This window comes from Mycobacterium sp. IEC1808, assembly GCF_002101935.1.
Lineage (GTDB): Bacteria > Actinomycetota > Actinomycetes > Mycobacteriales > Mycobacteriaceae > Mycobacterium.
In genome coordinates this window covers 123,049-138,037 of sequence record NZ_LQPV01000011.1, presented here as the reverse complement: position 1 = coordinate 138,037, position 14,989 = coordinate 123,049, and the positions used below count along the sequence as shown (strand labels likewise).

Sequence of the window (14,989 nt, the reverse complement as noted above, 5' to 3'; positions counted from 1 at the left end):
GGACGGCAACTGTGCCAACACTGCAGCACTTGATGAGCCAGAGCCCGACCAGCCTCGACGTAGTCACCCCGATCAAGGCGCGGGCGTGTGTCGCCCTGCAGGCCGTGCTGAGAAGCAGGCCGCGCCAAGCGGGTTCACCCGCGCGGATCATGCCGAAGGGGGTCGAGCGCTGCTGAGGGCCGGCGCGCCGAACTAGGCGCCGGCGCGATCCCGTTCGCGTCGGCGAGCCCGCGAAGCCCGCAAATTTGCGGCGTTCCCGCACGTCTTCACGTCGTGCCACACCCCGCTGTTGTTCTTTGAGCGGTCGTAAAACGTCGACGCGCAGCCGGGGTTGTGGCATTGCTTGACCCGCCGCCACGTGCCGTCGCGCTGGCTGAGCAGAATCTCTCCCCACAGGGCCGACGCCAGCCATCGCCAGCCGGTTCCGGCGGGCTCGAGCCGTACCTCGCCGGTCTCCGACAGCGTCAACGAGGCCGAGGCCACGCCCGCCGCGCGTCCGGTCTGCGGCTCCCCCGCGACCAGCCGTGCGATCGTGTCGCGCAGGGCGCGAAGCTTCGCCACGTCCGCGTCGCCGAGCGGCGGCGGCTGCACGTCCAGCCCGCGCGCGGTCGCCCATGTCCGGACGGCGCCGGCCGCCCAGTCGCCGGCAACGGCCGCGTCGGCAAGCAGGTCCGGGCCGTATTCTCCGATGCGCACGGTGTTGAGGAAGTCCTGGACCAGGCCCAGGCCGCCGGGCGCCGGAGCGAGCTGATAGCGCTGTGATGCACGCCATTCGGTAGACATACTCAAAAGATACTTGCCTATGTCGCGAGCGTCAACTATGGTGACAGAGGCAAAACGCTTTCAACTACGTCAAGGAGTACGCATCATGGTTAACATCAATGGCTCGACGGTCGTGGTAACCGGCGGGCAGCGCGGGCTTGGCAAGGCCATCGTCGAGGAGTTCCTGCAGCGGGGCGCGGCGAAGGTGTACGCCACGGCGAGGGCGCCCAAGCCCAGCGAGGACCCGCGGGTGGTCGCCCTCGAGCTGGACGTCACCAAGCCGGATTCCGTTGCGGCGCTGGCTGCTACGGCGTCCGACGCCGACATCGTCATCAACAACGCCGGAATCATCGGTGCGTCGAAGTTGCTCGGCAGCGACATCGAGGAGGTGCGCGAGGTGTTCGAGACGAACTACTTCGGCGCCCTTCGGGTCGCCAAGGCGTTCGCCCCGATCCTGGCCGACAACGGTGGCGGAGCGCTGGTCAACACCCTTTCGATCCTGTCCTGGGTCGCGGGGTTCGGTGGCTACGGCGACTCCAAGGCGGCCCTGTGGGCGGCGACGAACTCGCTGCGCATCGAGCTGGAAAAGCAAGGCACCCTGGTCACCGGCGCGCACCTGAGCTTCACCGACACCGATATGGCCGCCGGCTTCGACGCGCCGAAGAACGACCCACGCGACGTCGCGCGGCAGATCGTCGACGGTATCGAGCGGGGCGACGCAGAGGTGCTGGCCGACGACGACACCCGTTACATGAAGGCCGCGCTGTCCGGACCGGTCGAGGCGCTCCGGGTCGGCTAACCGAGGCGGGCAGGTAAATGGCCTGTCCGAAGGCAGATCCCCGTCTTGTGACGGTGGGTCAAGCAGGCCGTGGGGGCCTCACCCAAAAATGGGCTTGCTGCACTTCGGACAGGCCACCGGGTTCCCCCGGCACCGATCACGATGCCAGCCCAACCGGGAGCGCCACGACGGCCGAAGGTCCCGAAGGCGGCCGGCCGAAAGTCACATCCACCCCGCAAGGGCGGGCATGTTTGGATGGCGACATGGAACCGGAACGCATCGTGAGCGCAACCCGCGTGATCTCGGCGAGCGCCGAGCGGATTTTCGAACTGATCGCCGATCCCGCTCAGCAGCCGAGCTGGGACGGTAACAACAACCTCGCCTCGGCCGCCCCCGGTCAACGGGTCCGCCAGGTCGGCGACGTGTTCAAGATGACGCTGACCAACGGCGCCGTGCGGGAGAACCACGTGGTGGAGTTCATCGAAGGCACGAAAATCGCCTGGCGTCCAGCAGAACCCAAGAAGCTGCCGCCCGGCCACCTGTGGCGCTGGGAACTGCAGCCGATCAACGCGACCCTCACCAGCGTGACGCACACCTACGACTGGACGGAGCTGACCGACCGCGCCCGGATCGAAAGGGCGAGCTCGACGACTTCCGACATGCTGCGCGAGTCGATCGACCGGCTCGCCACGCTCGCCCAGGCAAGCGACGGCTGACATGGCCCTCCCGCCGCCGGGCGCCGACAGCGCCGCGATCGTCACCGGCGCTTCGTCGGGTATCGGCGAACAGTTCGCCGGGATACTCGCGCGGCGCGGCTATCAGGTGGTGCTGGTGGCCCGCAGGGCCGACCGTCTCGAGGAACTGGCCGCGCGGTTGGGCGCGCCGGCGCACCCGCTGCCGGCCAACCTGTCCGATCGAAGCGAACGGGCTGCCCTGCCAGACCGCATCGCGGCCCTCGGTCTGATTCCGGACATCCTGGTCAACAACGCGGGCCTCTCGACGCTCGGCCTGGTCGCGAAATCCGTTCCGGAGCAAGAACTCAATCTCGTCGAGGTCGACGTCGCCGCGGTGGTGGACCTGTGCAGCCGGTTCCTGCCCGGAATGGTCGAGCGCCATCGGGGCGCCGTGCTGAACGTGGCATCGGTGGCCGGGTTCGGTCCGCTGCCGGGCCAGGCGGCGTACGGCGCCGCCAAGGCGTTCGTGTTGTCCTACACCCACAGCCTGCGCGGTGAGTTGCGCGGCACCGGGGTCGGCGCGACGGCGCTGTGCCCGGGGCCGGTGGACACCGGATTCGGCGAGGCGGCCGGTTTCTCCAAGGAGGAGGCCGAATCGGCGCTGCCGCGGGTGATGTGGGTGCCCGCCGACAAGGTGGCCCAGGCCGGAATCGACGGGCTCGCGGCCGGCAAGGCCGTCGTCGTGCCCGGCCGCGTCAACCGGGTGGCGTCGGCCTTCTTCCGGGTCGCGCCCCCCGAGCTGCTGCTGCCGGTGCTGAGGCGCGGGCATCCGGCCTTCAAACGGGGCTGAGGCTCAGCCGTTCTTACCGCGCACCCACTGGAACGTGCCGTAGTTCTTGACCCGCACGCTGACGAATCCGTTGTCTTCCAGGATGTCGCCGATTTCGTCGTCGTCGAATACGTGCGCCCCCACGTTCGGCAGCTTTTGCCAAAACCTGGCGGCCTGCCCGACGGTGGGCACCATGATGGCCAGCCGCGCGCCCGGCCGCAACACCCGGGCCATCTCGGCCAGTGCCGCCGCCGGATTCGGAACCAGCTGCAGCACGGCCATCGAAACCACCGCGTCAACGGTGTTGTCGCGCAGCGGAAGTCGTTGCGCGTCCGCCTTGATGAAGCCGACCTGCGGCCCGGCTTCGTTGCGGACGGCGCGGGCCAGCATCGCCTCGGAGATGTCGACACCCAGGGCTAGTCCCTCGGGACCGGCCGCGCGCGCGAGCGACGCGGTGACGTTGCCTGGGCCCGAGCCGACGTCGAGCGCCACACCGCCCGGCGGGATGCTCAACCAGTCGATGGGCAGTTGCCACGCGCTGATCAGCCGGCGCGACAGGGCTTGTGCGTTGTCGTACAGCATCGACCCGATGGGTGATGCCCAGGCCGCCTGTATCGGGCCGGTGTTCTTTTCGACGGCGTCGTCCTCGGCCGATCCGGCGCCGAGCAGATCCAGGTAGCCCCTGCTGACGTCCGGGTCCGCGGGCGGATCGGCGAGTAGATCCAGCGCGCGGCGCAGCGCGGGCGGTAGCGAGACGTGCACGTCGGTCACGCGTACTCCTTCGATCAAAAATCAAGCCGTGCAGCAAGAGTGGAGCTCCGGCATACCCCTGTTGGCAGCCTACGCCGCGCCCTTCGTTACTGCCTGACGGCGGCGCGCTCGCGCACCAGGGCGCAGAGCTGCCACTGACCCGGCACGCCCTTGAGCGCGCTCTCGCCGCGGTCGGCGAACCTGTGGCGCGAGCCGGTCACGATGTCGCGCACTGTCGAGGACACCAGCACCTCGCTGGCCTCGGCGAGCGCCGCCACCCGCGCGCCGATGTGCACCGCCATGCCGGCGATGTCGTTTTTCAGCGCGCCGCGTACCTCGACCTCGCCGGCGTGCACCCCCACCCGCACCTCGATGCCGAGCACACGCACCGCCTCGACGATGTCGTCGGCGCAGGCGAGTGCGGCGCTGGGGCTGGGGAAGGTGGCGACGAACCCGTCGCCCGCGGTGTTGACCTCACGCCCCCCGAACCGCTGCAGTTCGTGGCGGATGATGGTGTCGTGGTTGTCCAGCAGGTCGCGCCACCGACCGTCCCCGAGCAGGGCGGCCCGTTCGGTGGAGCCGACGATGTCGGTGAACACGATCGTGGTCAGCAGCCGCTCGGCGTCGGAACCGCCCCGCATGCCGGTGATGAACTCTTCGATCTCGTCGAGCATCGGCCCGGTGTTGCCGACCCAGTACAAGGTGTCGTCGCCCGGTAGCTCAACGAGCCGCGATTCGGCGATGTTCTCGGCGAGGTACCGGCCGTGCGCGACCGGCGTGAAGTCGGAGTCGGCGCGGTGCAGGATCAGCGTCGGTGCCGTGATTTTCGGCAGCGTGTGGCGCACGTCCGCCTGCCGGATGGTCAGGATCATCGCGCGCGCCATGCTCGGGGAGGCGGCGCGGTTGCCGGCGGCGTCCCACCAGGCGCGGAACGCGTCGTCGCGGGCGACGCTGGGAGCGATGATGCCCAGCATGTCGAAGCCCTGGGCGATGGCGTCGGGGTCGATCGCGAGGGTGGTAAACGGGTCGAGGGCCTCGATCTGGGCGCCGATCGGGTAGTCGGGCGCGTACAACGTGCGGGCGGCGCCGTTGATGATCACCAGGCTGCTGACCCGTTCCGGGTACTCGGCCGCGAGCACGAGCCCAGTCATCGAGGTGAAGCCCGGCGCCACGATCGTGGCCCGCTCCGACCCCACCGCGTTCATGACGGAGACGACGTCCTTCGCCCAGTATTCCGGTCCGATCACGTCGATCGAGGGGACGCGGGACGACAGCCCGATCCCACGCTGGTCGAGCCGGATCACCCGGGCGAATGACGCCAGCCGGCGGTGGAAACGGTACATCGACGGCTCGGCGTCCACCGAGTCGATCGGGATAGACGGCCCGGGCAGCAGCACGAGGTCGATCGGCCCATCGCCGAAAACCTGGTAGGCGATGTCCGTGTCGCCGCAACTGGCGTATCGGGTTCGCGGTGTCCCAGAAAATCCAGGCACGAGTCCAAGGCTAATTCAGCGCACCGACAAGTCCGCTAGCGGCCGATGATCGGGACCAGGTAGCGGGCGGCGTAGTCGCGCACGGCCGCCTGGTCCGAGGTGTCGAGCCGGTCGGTGGGGAACACGATGATGCCCAAAGCGACGCGCAGCAGGACGTCGGCGATGTCGGCCAGGTCGGCGTCTGGGATGTCGGCCCCGCAACGCCGCAGCGTGTGCGCGATCCCGTCGGCGAATTGGCGAATCGGGAAGACATGGGACCGGGAAAACAGGCCGAGCAGCTCGGGCTCGCTTTCGACGATCCGCGAATAAAGCCGGGAGTCTCCGACGAGCCGCACCCCGAGCGTGAACGCCTCGATCACGGCCTCTTGCGGGGTGCAGCCCTCGGTCGCCCGGTGGAGCGTGCCGAAGAAGTTTTCGGCCTCGCGCCGCACCACGTGTTCGAACAGGTCGTCCTTGGTCGGAAAGCGCCGGTAGATGGTGCTGCGACTGACTCCGGCGCGGGCCGCGACGTCTTCGATGTTGGCCCGGCGCACGCCGTAGGTCTCGAAGACCGTTCGCGCGGTCTCCAGGATGGTGCGGTCGACGTCGGTGAGCTCGCCGAGAGTGCCGTCGCGGGTGTGGTTCTGCATCAATAACGACCCCCAGGGCGATCTCGGCGGAGCGTGCTAACGTGACACAAAGATACGCATTTGTTTCTGTGGTTCACAACCCGATTTGTGGGGCCAGGAGGTTGGGATGACGGCGCAATGGGCGGAGCAGGATTTCGACGCCGGCGTACGCGAGGCGGTGCCCATGCCGGTCGACGACGACGTCGCCGACTCGGCTCCCCGGCTCGGGCCAGAGTCGTTGACGTGGAAGTTCTACGGCGATCACCGCACCCAGTTCTTCGGGTTTCAGCGCACGGCCGGCGTGGAGAACTGCATCGAACAGCTCGCCCAGGGCGTGCTCGATCACTCGGTGATCTTCAGCGACACGTTGGGCCGGGCCAAGCGGACGGCGCCGCCCCTGATGAAGACCGTCTACTCCGCCGACCCGCACGAGTGGGGCCGCAAGGTCCGCGACTTCCACAAGCCGATCAAGGGCACCATCAGCGACGGCTCGAGATATCACGCGCTCAATCCGGAACTGTTCTATTGGGCGCACGCCACCTTCGTCGATCAGGTCATCTACACGGCCGACACGTTCATCCGCCGGTTGTCCCGCGCGGAGAAGGAGCAGATCTTCAACGAGGGCAAGGTCTGGTACGGCCTCTACGGGGTGAGCGACCGCGGCCAGCCGCAGACGTACGACGAGTTCGTCGCCTACTGGGACGAGATGCTCGAGCGGTTCGTCCCGCATAAGACCGTCCTGTACGGCACGGGTTACATCCGCAAGGGGATCCCGGGCCCGCGCGGGGTTCCCAGGCCGGTCTGGAAGGTGTTGTCCGCGCCGCTCAACGCCTATACCCGGCTGGTGCTCGTCGGCACCCTGCCGCCGCAGATGCGCGAGGTGTGCCGGCTGCAGTGGGATGCCAAGAAGGAGAAGCGATTTCAGCGGTTCGCCGCCGCGATGCGGGCGCTCAATCCGCTGATCAACCGGCTGCCCGTGTCGTTCATCTACCTGCCGTGGGCGGCCGCGGCGTGGCGCCGCGCGGGCGTCGACCCGCGCAAGCTGCACAATTTCCGTTCCGAACGGGCGGCTTAACCGATGCGCAGCAGCCGTTCGGCGTTGCCGTGGGCGATCTTCTCCCGGTCGGGCGCGGACAGCGTCGTCCGCTCGAATCCCTGGACCGCCTCCCGGGACGACTCGTAGGGATAGTCGACCGAGAACATCACGGCGTCGGCGCCGACCTCCAGCACCGCTCCCAGCATCACCGCCGGGGAGAACACCCCGCTGTTGGTGAAGACGATGTTGGTGCCGAGGTACGCCGACGGCGGGCGCTGCAGCGGAGTCGTCGTCGCTATCGTCGCGTAGCGGGAGTCCAGCCGGCTGCGCTGAAACGGCAGGAACTCACCCATATGCCCCAGGATCAGCGTCGCTCCCGGATGCCGGTCGAACACGCCGCCGAACACCAGCCGCAGTGCGTGCCCGCTGACCTCGGCGGCCCAGCTCCAGGTCGCCCCGTACAGTTCCGGGCGCCCGTCGATCACACGCCAGCGATCCGCCGGCGGTGCGCCCGGGTGCAAATACATCGGCACCCCAAGGGATTCCACCGCGGACCACAACTCGTCGTATTCGGGCGCGTCCAGATACCGACCGCCGGGCCCGCTGATGCAATCGTTGACCAGTGCACCGCACAACCCGTCCTCGGTGACGGCGCGCTCCAGCTCCGCCGCCGCGGCGGCCGGGTCCTGTAGCGGCAAGGCGGCGAAGCCGCGGAACCGATCGGGATGCCGGGCAATGACTTTCGCCAGGTAGTCGTTGGCGAACCGGGCGTTGGTGCGCGCCCGCTCGGCGTCGATGTCGACCTGCAGACCCGGGGATGTCAGCGACAAGACCTGCATGTCGATGCCGGCCTCGTCCATCTCCGCCAGCCGGTATTCGGTGAAGTCGGGCAGCCGGCGTTCGTACCGCTCGGCGAACTCGGGTTTCAGCAGCTGCATCAGTCGTTGATGGGCCGGCTGCAGGTCAGCCAGTTCGGTGACGAAAAACGCTTCCTCCAACGCGATGTAGCGCATCGGCCTCCCTCATCCGTGGTGGGGCATGACGTGCAGTATTGCGCGGTCTGCACGTCAATCCGCCCTGGGGTCTACCCATCGGTCCCCGAAAGCACGAAAGTGAGGGGGTAGGCGAAACCGAAGGAGGGGAGCGGCCATGCAGATGACGGGCAACACGGTGCTGGTAACCGGCGGCGGCAGCGGGATCGGGCGCGGCCTTGCCGAGGCGTTTCACCGACTCGGAAATACGGTTGTCATCGCCGGACGGCGCCGTGAGCTGCTGCAGGACGTCGCGAAGGCCAACCCGGGCATTCGGACGTTGTCGCTGGATCAAGGCGATCCCGCCGACATCCGCCGGTTCGCCACCGAGCTGACCGACCACTACCGGGACGTCAACGTCGTCGTCAACAACGCCGGCGTCCAGCGCTTCGAGAACCTCACCACGACCGGCCCCAGCGTGGCCGAGCTGACGGTCGCCATCAACCTGCTGGGTCCCATCCGGCTGACGGCGGCGTTGCTGCCGTCGCTGCTGAAGAAGCCGCGGGCCGCGATCCTCAACGTCACCTCGGGCCTCGCCTTCGTCCCCAGCGCAGTGACGCCGACGTATTGCGCCACCAAAGCGGCGCTGCATTCCTACACCGAGTCGCTGCGCTTCCAGCTCCGCGGAACCGCGGTCCAGGTGATCGAGATAATCCCGCCGCACGTGCAGACGGAGCTGCAGCGCGGCCGGGGATTCGACACCAGCGACCCCAGGGCGATGCCCTTGGACGAGTACATCGCCGAGACGATAAAGCTGTTGGAGACGCAACCGGAGGCCGACGAGATCATCGTCGAGCGGGTCAGGCCGTTCCGCTGCGCCGAACGCGACGGCGTCTATCGGGACACCTTTGCCGCCCTGAACGAGGCGATGGTGGCGGCCGTCGCTCAATCGCGCAACGGCTGAAAACGGGCCGGTCACAAAGAGTTCGCCGCGGGATCGGGCAACGTTCAACGCCCGTATGCCCGGCGCGCTCCGGCACGGTTGTCGGGCGGGTCAGCGATGCGACAGGATCGACGGCATGGGCGACTTTTCGCTGTTGGACGTTCCCCGATCGGCTCCGGTCGCCGACCCCGAGGCGTACCTGCGCGCCGCCATGGCGTGGCACTTCGGCGAGGACACCGGTTCCCGCTTCTGGTTGCGAACCGCCCAGACGCTGAACTTCGACCCGTTGACCGACGTCAAAACCTTTGCCGACTTGCGCCTGTTCCCCAACCTCGTCAACGAGTTGCGGGTCACGCCGGTCGAGGACCTCATTCCGCGCGGTTATGGGTCGCCCGCGCCGCTGCCCCAGATATTCGAGTCCGGCGGCACCACCGGCGCACCGAAACGCACTGTGCAGATGCCGGATTGGATCGCGCAGGTCGTCGAATGGCAAACCGAGGACTTCGCGGGGGGCGGCTTTGTTCGGGACCGGGGCTTCCTGTGCGTGATGCCGAGCGGGCCGCACGGGGTCGGCTACTTCTCCCGCTTGGTCTCCCAACGGCTCGGCGCGGTCTTTCACGCGATCGACATCGACCCCCGCTGGGTGAAGAAGCTCGCGGCCCGCAACGCGGCCGACGAGGTGGCCGCCTACATCGACCACGTCGTCGAGCAGGCGGTGTTCGTCCTGCAGACCCAGAACGTCGCCAATCTGCACACCACCCCGCCGCTACTCGAGGCCATCGCCCGAGACGACCGCGTGGTCGACCTGGTCAACGACAAGGTCCGCTATTTGTTGCTCAGCGGTGCCCACGTGGACGCCGACACGCTCGACCTGCTGCGCGACATCTTCCCCGACACGACCATCACCATGGCCTTCGGCAGCACCATGGTGCTCTCCCAAGCGGTCACCCGCACCACCGACGGCGACTCGTTCGTCTTCGACCCGCGCACACCGTATGTGGTGTTCTGGGTCGTCGACCCCGAGACCGGAGAGCGAGTGCCGTACGGGCAACGAGGCCAGGTGGTGATGAACCACATCAGCAGGGGCATGTTCATCCCCAACAACCTGGAGCGGGACCTGGCCATCCGGATGCCGGGGCCGGCGGGCGAACTCAGCGATTCCGTCAGCGAGGTGCGGCCCGTCACCACCTTCGAGGGCGAGGCCGTCATCGAAGGCGTGTACTGACCGTGGGAGGGCAAAGCTCCGGCCTCACAACCGATTTGGTGCAGATCGACGCGCTTGGCCCCGGTGGCGAGTATCGCACCCGCAACCGCGAGGTCGTCATGAACACCGCCGGCGCCCCCGTTGCCGAGCTGAGCATCGTTCCGCCGCTGTATGTTTCGCGCACCATCGGCACGCAGCGGAAGGCCGCGCCGCTGCCCGCCGGGCAGCGCGAAGCGGCGCTGGCCGACGCGGCCGGTCTGTTTGCCACTGCGGTCATCGGCGGGCTGGACTTCGAGGAGTACGTGCGGCTGGCCAGTGGCATTTCCGGGCTGCCGATCGCGGTCGCCCGGGCCGGGGCACGGGGGGTGGCCGACGCCGTCGGCTCGGCCTTCGACGCGGTGCGCTCGGCTCGGCCCGCCGGCGCCGCGCTCGACTGGCGCGAGGAGCGCATCCGCAAGGGCGGCGCGGTGTGGGCGCGGCGCGGGGAGGCGTTCTCGGTGCACGCGGCGGGCAACGGTCCGGGGGTGCACGCCCTGTGGCCGCAGGCGCTCGCGCTGGGATACCGGGTGGCGGTGCGCCCGTCGCGCCGTGAACCGCTGACCGGCCACCGGCTGGTGAATGCCTTGCGCCAGGCGGGATTTCGTCCCGAAGACGCGGCCTATCTGCCCACCGACCACGGCGGCGCCGACGAGATCATCCGCTCGGCCGACCTGGCCATGGTGTACGGCGGCCAGGACGTGGTGGACAAGTACGCCGACGATCCCGCCGTGATGGTGAACGGTCCCGGCCGCACGAAGATCCTCATCACGACGGACCGGGACTGGCGCGACCACCTCGACCTCATCGTCGACTCGATCGCCAACCTGGGTGGGATGGCGTGTGTCAACGCCACCGCGGTGCTCTACGAGGGCGACCCCGCCCCGTTGGCGCACGCCATCGCCGAGCGGTTGGCCGCCATCGAGCCGCTGCCCAGCGAGGACGAGCGCGCGATCCTGCCCACCCAGCCCCTGGAAAAGGCGCGGGCGCTTGCGGCCTATCTGGCCGTCAAGGCCACCGGAACGACGCCGCTGCTGGGCGCCGATGGGGTGGTCGCCCCGATCGGCGACGGCTGTGCGGCGCTGCGTCCGGCGGTGCACCTGCTGGAGGAACCCGGCTCCGGCCAGCTCGGCGACAAGATCAACACCGAGTTGCCGTTTCCGTGCGTCTGGGTGGCGCCGTGGCCGCGCGCCGCGGGCGTCGCGCCGCTGCGGCATTCACTGGTGGTCACCGCCATCGCCGACGACGAGCGGCTCGTCGAAGAGCTGCTCGCCGAACCGACGGTCGCCAACGTCTACCCCGGGCACCACCCGACCTTCTACGCGGCCCCCGAAATCCCGCACGACGGGTTTCTGGCCGATTTCCTGATGCGCAACAAGGGATTTGTCAGGGACTAATCCCGGTCCGCTCAGCTGCCGAAGCCCCCGCCGCTTGGCGACGCGACGACCGTCGTCGGCGCCGCGGGACCCGCCGGGGCGGCTGGACCCTCGCCGAGGCGGCTCAGCGCGAAGGCGACGCCTTTGTCGATCATCGCCCCGTCGTCGGCGTAGGCATCGTGGGCGGCGAAGTTCATGCCGTCGGAGCACACCGGGTCCTCGGGGGCGCACACCTTGATGGTCTTGCCCTGATACAGCGGACCGATCGAGACCGGGGGCTGGTTGAGGAAGTTCATCGCCCGGACGTTCGGCATTCCGAACAGCACCACCGAGGAGACGTGGTTGGCCACGTCGGGACCCAGCGGCTTCGGTACGGTCGCGGGATCCACCCCGTCCGGCACGGAGGACGAGGTGACGAAGCCCATCACCGCCGCACCCTGGGAAAAACCGCCGAGCACCATCTTGGTGTTGGGGCAGTCATGCGCCATCGAAACCACGTGCGCGCCTGCGTCCCTGATGCCGTCGAGACCCGTCGCCCACTCCTGGCTGGCGGGATAGTTGACCGGATAGATGTCGAAGGACCTTGCGCCGACTCGCGAGCGGAGGGTGTCGGCGAACGCCTGGCCGGTCGCGCCAAGGCCGGGCGGCTCACCGGTCCCGCGGGCGAACACCACCTGCACGTCGGGACATTGGGCGGAGGCGGCTGGGAGCGCGCCGGAGAGGACCGAGGCGCTCACGCCGGCCGCCGCGACGACTGCTGGACCAAGGAAACGAGGGAGGTGACGTGCGATCATGCCGCAATTGTGCCCAACTGAACCCCTGCCTAAACAGTGATCTTCCGGCGAAATATTTCAGATCCGTAAAACCTCCGGCGGACGCGCGCCAGCGCGCCGGTGAGCGATTCGCGACAGCGACCGATTGCCGGGCCGGGGCGCGGGCCCATCCCGCGGTGTGGTCTGCTTGCTGTAGTCCGAGTCGAGGCACACGGTCGAGCCAGCGCCGCCCCTCGCGCGCAATTCGGAGTGAATGCGGCAATGAACGTGAACGTGATACCTCAGCCCCTCGCGAAGGCCTTCGACGCGACCCTGGCGCGAGCCACCGATCGATTGGCAAATCCGGCGCGGATCTCCGACCCCGACCGGCTGCGCGGTGCCGTTTCCGGCAAGACGGTACTGGTGACCGGTGCGTCGTATGGCATCGGCGAGGCGACGGCCCGCAAGATGGCCGCCGCGGGAGCGACGGTCCTGATCGTCGCGCGGTCCGCGGAAAGGCTCGAGGACATCGCGGCGGCCATCAACGCCGGCGGCGGCCGGGCGGTCGCCTACCCGACCGACCTCACCGACGAGTCCGCGGTCAGCGAGCTGACGAAGCGGGTCACCGAGGAGTACGGCGCGGTGGACATCGTGGTGAGCAACGCGGGCAAGTCGTTGCGTCGCAGCCTGCATGATCAGTACGACCGCCCCCATGACTTCCAGCGCACCATCGGCATCAACTACCTCGGACCGATCTGGCTGCTGCTGGGCCTGCTGCCGGCCATGCGCGAGCGCGGCGGCGGGCACATCGTGAACGTGTCGAGCGTCGGGGTGCGCGTCGTTCCCGGCCCGCAGTGGGGCGCCTACCAGGCCTCCAAGGGCGCGTTCGACCGGTGGCTGCGCAGCGTTGCCCCGGAATTGCACGTCGACGGCGTGGACGTCACGGCGGTCTACTTCGCGCTGGTCCGTACCCGGATGATCGCGCCCACACCGATCCTGGGCCGGCTTCCCGGCCTGTCCCCGGACGAGGCCGCCGACGCGATCGCCAAGGCGGTGATCGAGCGGCCCCGCACCAATGAACCGCCGTGGGTGTGGCCGGCCGAGCTGGCCTCGGTGCTGCTGGCCGGGCCCGCCGATCGCGCGGCCCGGCTGTGGCACCGGCGCTTCTTCGCCGACGCCGACGACCAAGAGGCCGGACGATGACCGACGGCGTGGTCGCCACCGCGTTGCGCGCGCTGCTGCGCTCCCGACTGCTCAGTCCACCTTCGCCGGTCGCGACGGTGCGGCTCATTCGCGAGGCGCGCCGCGGCGGCACCAATCCCTACACGCTGCTGGCGGTCACGGCGGCTCGCTGGCCCGACCGCGCGGCGATCATAGACGACGACGGCGCCCTCACCTACCGCGAGCTGCGCTCGGAAACGGAATCCCTTGCCCGCGAGTTGTCCGGCGCCGGGGCCGGTCCCGGACAGGCCGTCGGGCTGATGTGCCGCAACGGGCAGGGCTTCGTCAAGGGCTTCTTCGCCGCCGCGCTGATCGGCGCCGACGTGGTGCTCGTCAACACGGACTTCCGCACCGACGCGCTGGCCGCCGCGCTGAGCGGGCACAGGATCACGACGATGGTCGCCGACGACGAGTTCGCGGAACGGGTGCGCGCAGCCGATCAGTCGGTTGCCCTCGTCGACCCGGCGGCGGTCGGTGCGCGCGACGAAGGCTGGCGGCCTTCGAGACCCGACGTGGCCGCGCCCGGCCGGATCATCCTGCTGACGTCGGGTACGACGGGCAGGCCCAAGGGTGTGCCGCGCACACCGCAGCTGCGTTCGGCGGTGGGCGTCTGGGTGACGATCCTGGACCGCACCGGGTTGCGGACCGGGTCGCGGATCTCGGTGGCGATGCCGATGTTTCACGGGTTGGGGCTCGGCGTGCTGATGCTGACGGTGGCCCTCGGCGGGACGGTCCTGACGAATCGACACTTCGACGCCGAGGCCGCGCTGGCGCAGGCATCGCTGCATCGTGCCGACGCCTTCACCGCGGTGCCGGTCGTGTTGGCGCGCATCCTGGACCTGCCGCAGCGAGTGCGGGTGCGAAACCCGTTGCCCTACCTGCGTGTGGTGCTGTCCAGTGGCGACCGGCTGGATCCCAATCTCGGGCAGCGGTTCATGGACGCCTACGGCGACATTCTCTACAACGGTTACGGCTCAACCGAAGTCGGCATCGGCGCGCTGGCCACGCCGGCCGACCTGCGCGAGGCCCCCGAGACGGTCGGAAAACCCGTTGCCGGCTGCCCGGTGCGCATCTTCGACAAGAACGACCGACCCGTCGGCCCGCGCGTCACGGGCCGCATCTTCGTCGGCGGCGAGCTGGCCAGCGAGGGCTACACCGACGGTGGTGCCAAAGCCGTCGTCGGCACCATGACCAGCACCGGCGACATGGGCTACCTCGACAACTCGGGCCGGCTCTACATCGTCGGCCGTGAGGACGACATGATCATCTCCGGCGGCGAGAACGTCTACCCGCGCGCGGTCGAGAACGCGCTCGCCGAGCACCCCGACATCGCCGACAACGCGGTCATCGGCGTTCCCGACGAACAGTTCGGTCATCGGCTGGCCGCGTTCGTGGTCCCGCAGCCCGGGCGCAGCCTCGATCCGGAGGCGCTGCGGGATTACTTGAAGGGCAGGGTTTCCCGCTTCGAGCAGCCGCGCGACATCAACATCGTCGAGAGCATCCCGCGCAACCCCGCGGGCAAGGTGGTGCGCAAGGAGCTGTCGACCTAGAAGCTG

The 14,989-nt window shown here is 68.9% G+C and carries 16 protein-coding genes; 10 read left to right on the top strand and 6 right to left on the bottom strand.

The annotated features are described in order from the left end of the window. Positions 1-32 precede the first annotated feature (32 nt). Entirely contained in the window at positions 33-176 is a 144-nt protein-coding gene (locus AWB92_RS30010) for a hypothetical protein (protein WP_241523396.1), read from the top strand. 16 nt (positions 177-192) lie between these two features. Here AWB92_RS30010 and AWB92_RS07315 read toward each other — a convergent pair whose 3' ends face one another. Next, a complete protein-coding gene (locus AWB92_RS07315) occupies positions 193-783 on the bottom strand; it encodes a CGNR zinc finger domain-containing protein (RefSeq protein WP_241523395.1) in 591 nt (196 codons plus the stop codon). Between the two features lie 85 nt (positions 784-868). On the opposite strand from AWB92_RS07315, the gene AWB92_RS07310 reads away from it, so the two are divergent. From AWB92_RS07310 to AWB92_RS07300, 3 genes are all read left to right on the top strand, one after another. After that, positions 869-1,561, top strand: a complete 693-nt coding sequence (locus AWB92_RS07310) for an SDR family oxidoreductase (protein ID WP_068181074.1) — start codon at positions 869-871, stop codon at positions 1,559-1,561. 242 nt (positions 1,562-1,803) lie between these two features. Beyond that, entirely contained in the window at positions 1,804-2,256 is a 453-nt protein-coding gene (locus AWB92_RS07305) for an SRPBCC family protein (protein WP_085184712.1), read from the top strand. 1 nt (position 2,257) lies between these two features. After that, a complete protein-coding gene (locus tag AWB92_RS07300) occupies positions 2,258-3,064 on the top strand; it encodes an SDR family oxidoreductase (RefSeq protein ID WP_068181120.1) in 807 nt (268 codons plus the stop codon). Between the two features lie 3 nt (positions 3,065-3,067). On the opposite strand, the gene AWB92_RS07295 is transcribed toward AWB92_RS07300, so the two are convergent. The 3 genes from AWB92_RS07295 to AWB92_RS07285 all read right to left on the bottom strand — a co-directional run bounded on the left by AWB92_RS07295 (position 3,068) and on the right by AWB92_RS07285 (position 5,915). Then, positions 3,068-3,814, bottom strand: coding sequence for a methyltransferase domain-containing protein (locus AWB92_RS07295; RefSeq protein WP_085184711.1), 747 nt, complete (start codon positions 3,812-3,814; stop codon positions 3,068-3,070). A gap of 86 nt (positions 3,815-3,900) precedes the next feature. Further along, a complete protein-coding gene (locus AWB92_RS07290) occupies positions 3,901-5,286 on the bottom strand; it encodes an adenylate/guanylate cyclase domain-containing protein (protein ID WP_085184710.1) in 1,386 nt (461 codons plus the stop codon). A gap of 35 nt (positions 5,287-5,321) precedes the next feature. Continuing rightward, positions 5,322-5,915, bottom strand: a complete 594-nt coding sequence (locus AWB92_RS07285) for a TetR/AcrR family transcriptional regulator (protein WP_085184709.1) — start codon at positions 5,913-5,915, stop codon at positions 5,322-5,324. A gap of 106 nt (positions 5,916-6,021) precedes the next feature. On the opposite strand from AWB92_RS07285, the gene AWB92_RS07280 reads away from it, so the two are divergent. Continuing rightward, on the top strand, positions 6,022-6,969 hold the full coding sequence (locus AWB92_RS07280; protein WP_085184708.1) for an oxygenase MpaB family protein: 948 nt from the start codon (positions 6,022-6,024) through the stop codon (positions 6,967-6,969). On the opposite strand, the gene AWB92_RS07275 is transcribed toward AWB92_RS07280, so the two are convergent. Continuing rightward, a complete protein-coding gene (locus AWB92_RS07275; protein WP_085184707.1) occupies positions 6,966-7,943 on the bottom strand; it encodes an amidohydrolase family protein in 978 nt (325 codons plus the stop codon). The two genes, AWB92_RS07280 and AWB92_RS07275, sit on opposite strands and share 4 nt — an antisense overlap. 136 nt (positions 7,944-8,079) lie before the next feature. Here AWB92_RS07275 and AWB92_RS07270 point away from each other — a divergent pair, with 136 nt between their 5' ends. The 3 genes from AWB92_RS07270 to AWB92_RS07260 all read left to right on the top strand — a co-directional run bounded on the left by AWB92_RS07270 (position 8,080) and on the right by AWB92_RS07260 (position 11,481). Continuing rightward, positions 8,080-8,865, top strand: coding sequence for an SDR family NAD(P)-dependent oxidoreductase (locus tag AWB92_RS07270; protein WP_085184706.1), 786 nt, complete (start codon positions 8,080-8,082; stop codon positions 8,863-8,865). Between the two features lie 115 nt (positions 8,866-8,980). Next, the gene (locus AWB92_RS07265; RefSeq protein WP_085184705.1) at positions 8,981-10,069 is read left to right on the top strand and encodes an AMP-binding protein; all 1,089 of its coding nucleotides are present in this window, start codon (positions 8,981-8,983) and stop codon (positions 10,067-10,069) included. A gap of 35 nt (positions 10,070-10,104) precedes the next feature. Further along, the gene (locus tag AWB92_RS07260; protein ID WP_085184831.1) at positions 10,105-11,481 is read left to right on the top strand and encodes an aldehyde dehydrogenase; all 1,377 of its coding nucleotides are present in this window, start codon (positions 10,105-10,107) and stop codon (positions 11,479-11,481) included. A gap of 11 nt (positions 11,482-11,492) precedes the next feature. Here AWB92_RS07260 and AWB92_RS07255 read toward each other — a convergent pair whose 3' ends face one another. After that, a complete protein-coding gene (locus AWB92_RS07255; protein ID WP_085184704.1) occupies positions 11,493-12,254 on the bottom strand; it encodes a cutinase family protein in 762 nt (253 codons plus the stop codon). A 240-nt stretch (positions 12,255-12,494) separates the two neighbouring features. On the opposite strand from AWB92_RS07255, the gene AWB92_RS07250 reads away from it, so the two are divergent. Further along, complete coding sequence (locus tag AWB92_RS07250) at positions 12,495-13,415, top strand: SDR family NAD(P)-dependent oxidoreductase (protein WP_085184703.1); 921 nt, start codon at positions 12,495-12,497, stop codon at positions 13,413-13,415. Continuing rightward, positions 13,412-14,983, top strand: coding sequence for an AMP-binding protein (locus tag AWB92_RS07245; protein ID WP_085184702.1), 1,572 nt, complete (start codon positions 13,412-13,414; stop codon positions 14,981-14,983). The genes AWB92_RS07250 and AWB92_RS07245 overlap by 4 nt, the downstream gene beginning before the upstream one ends. Positions 14,984-14,989: the final 6 nt, after the last annotated feature.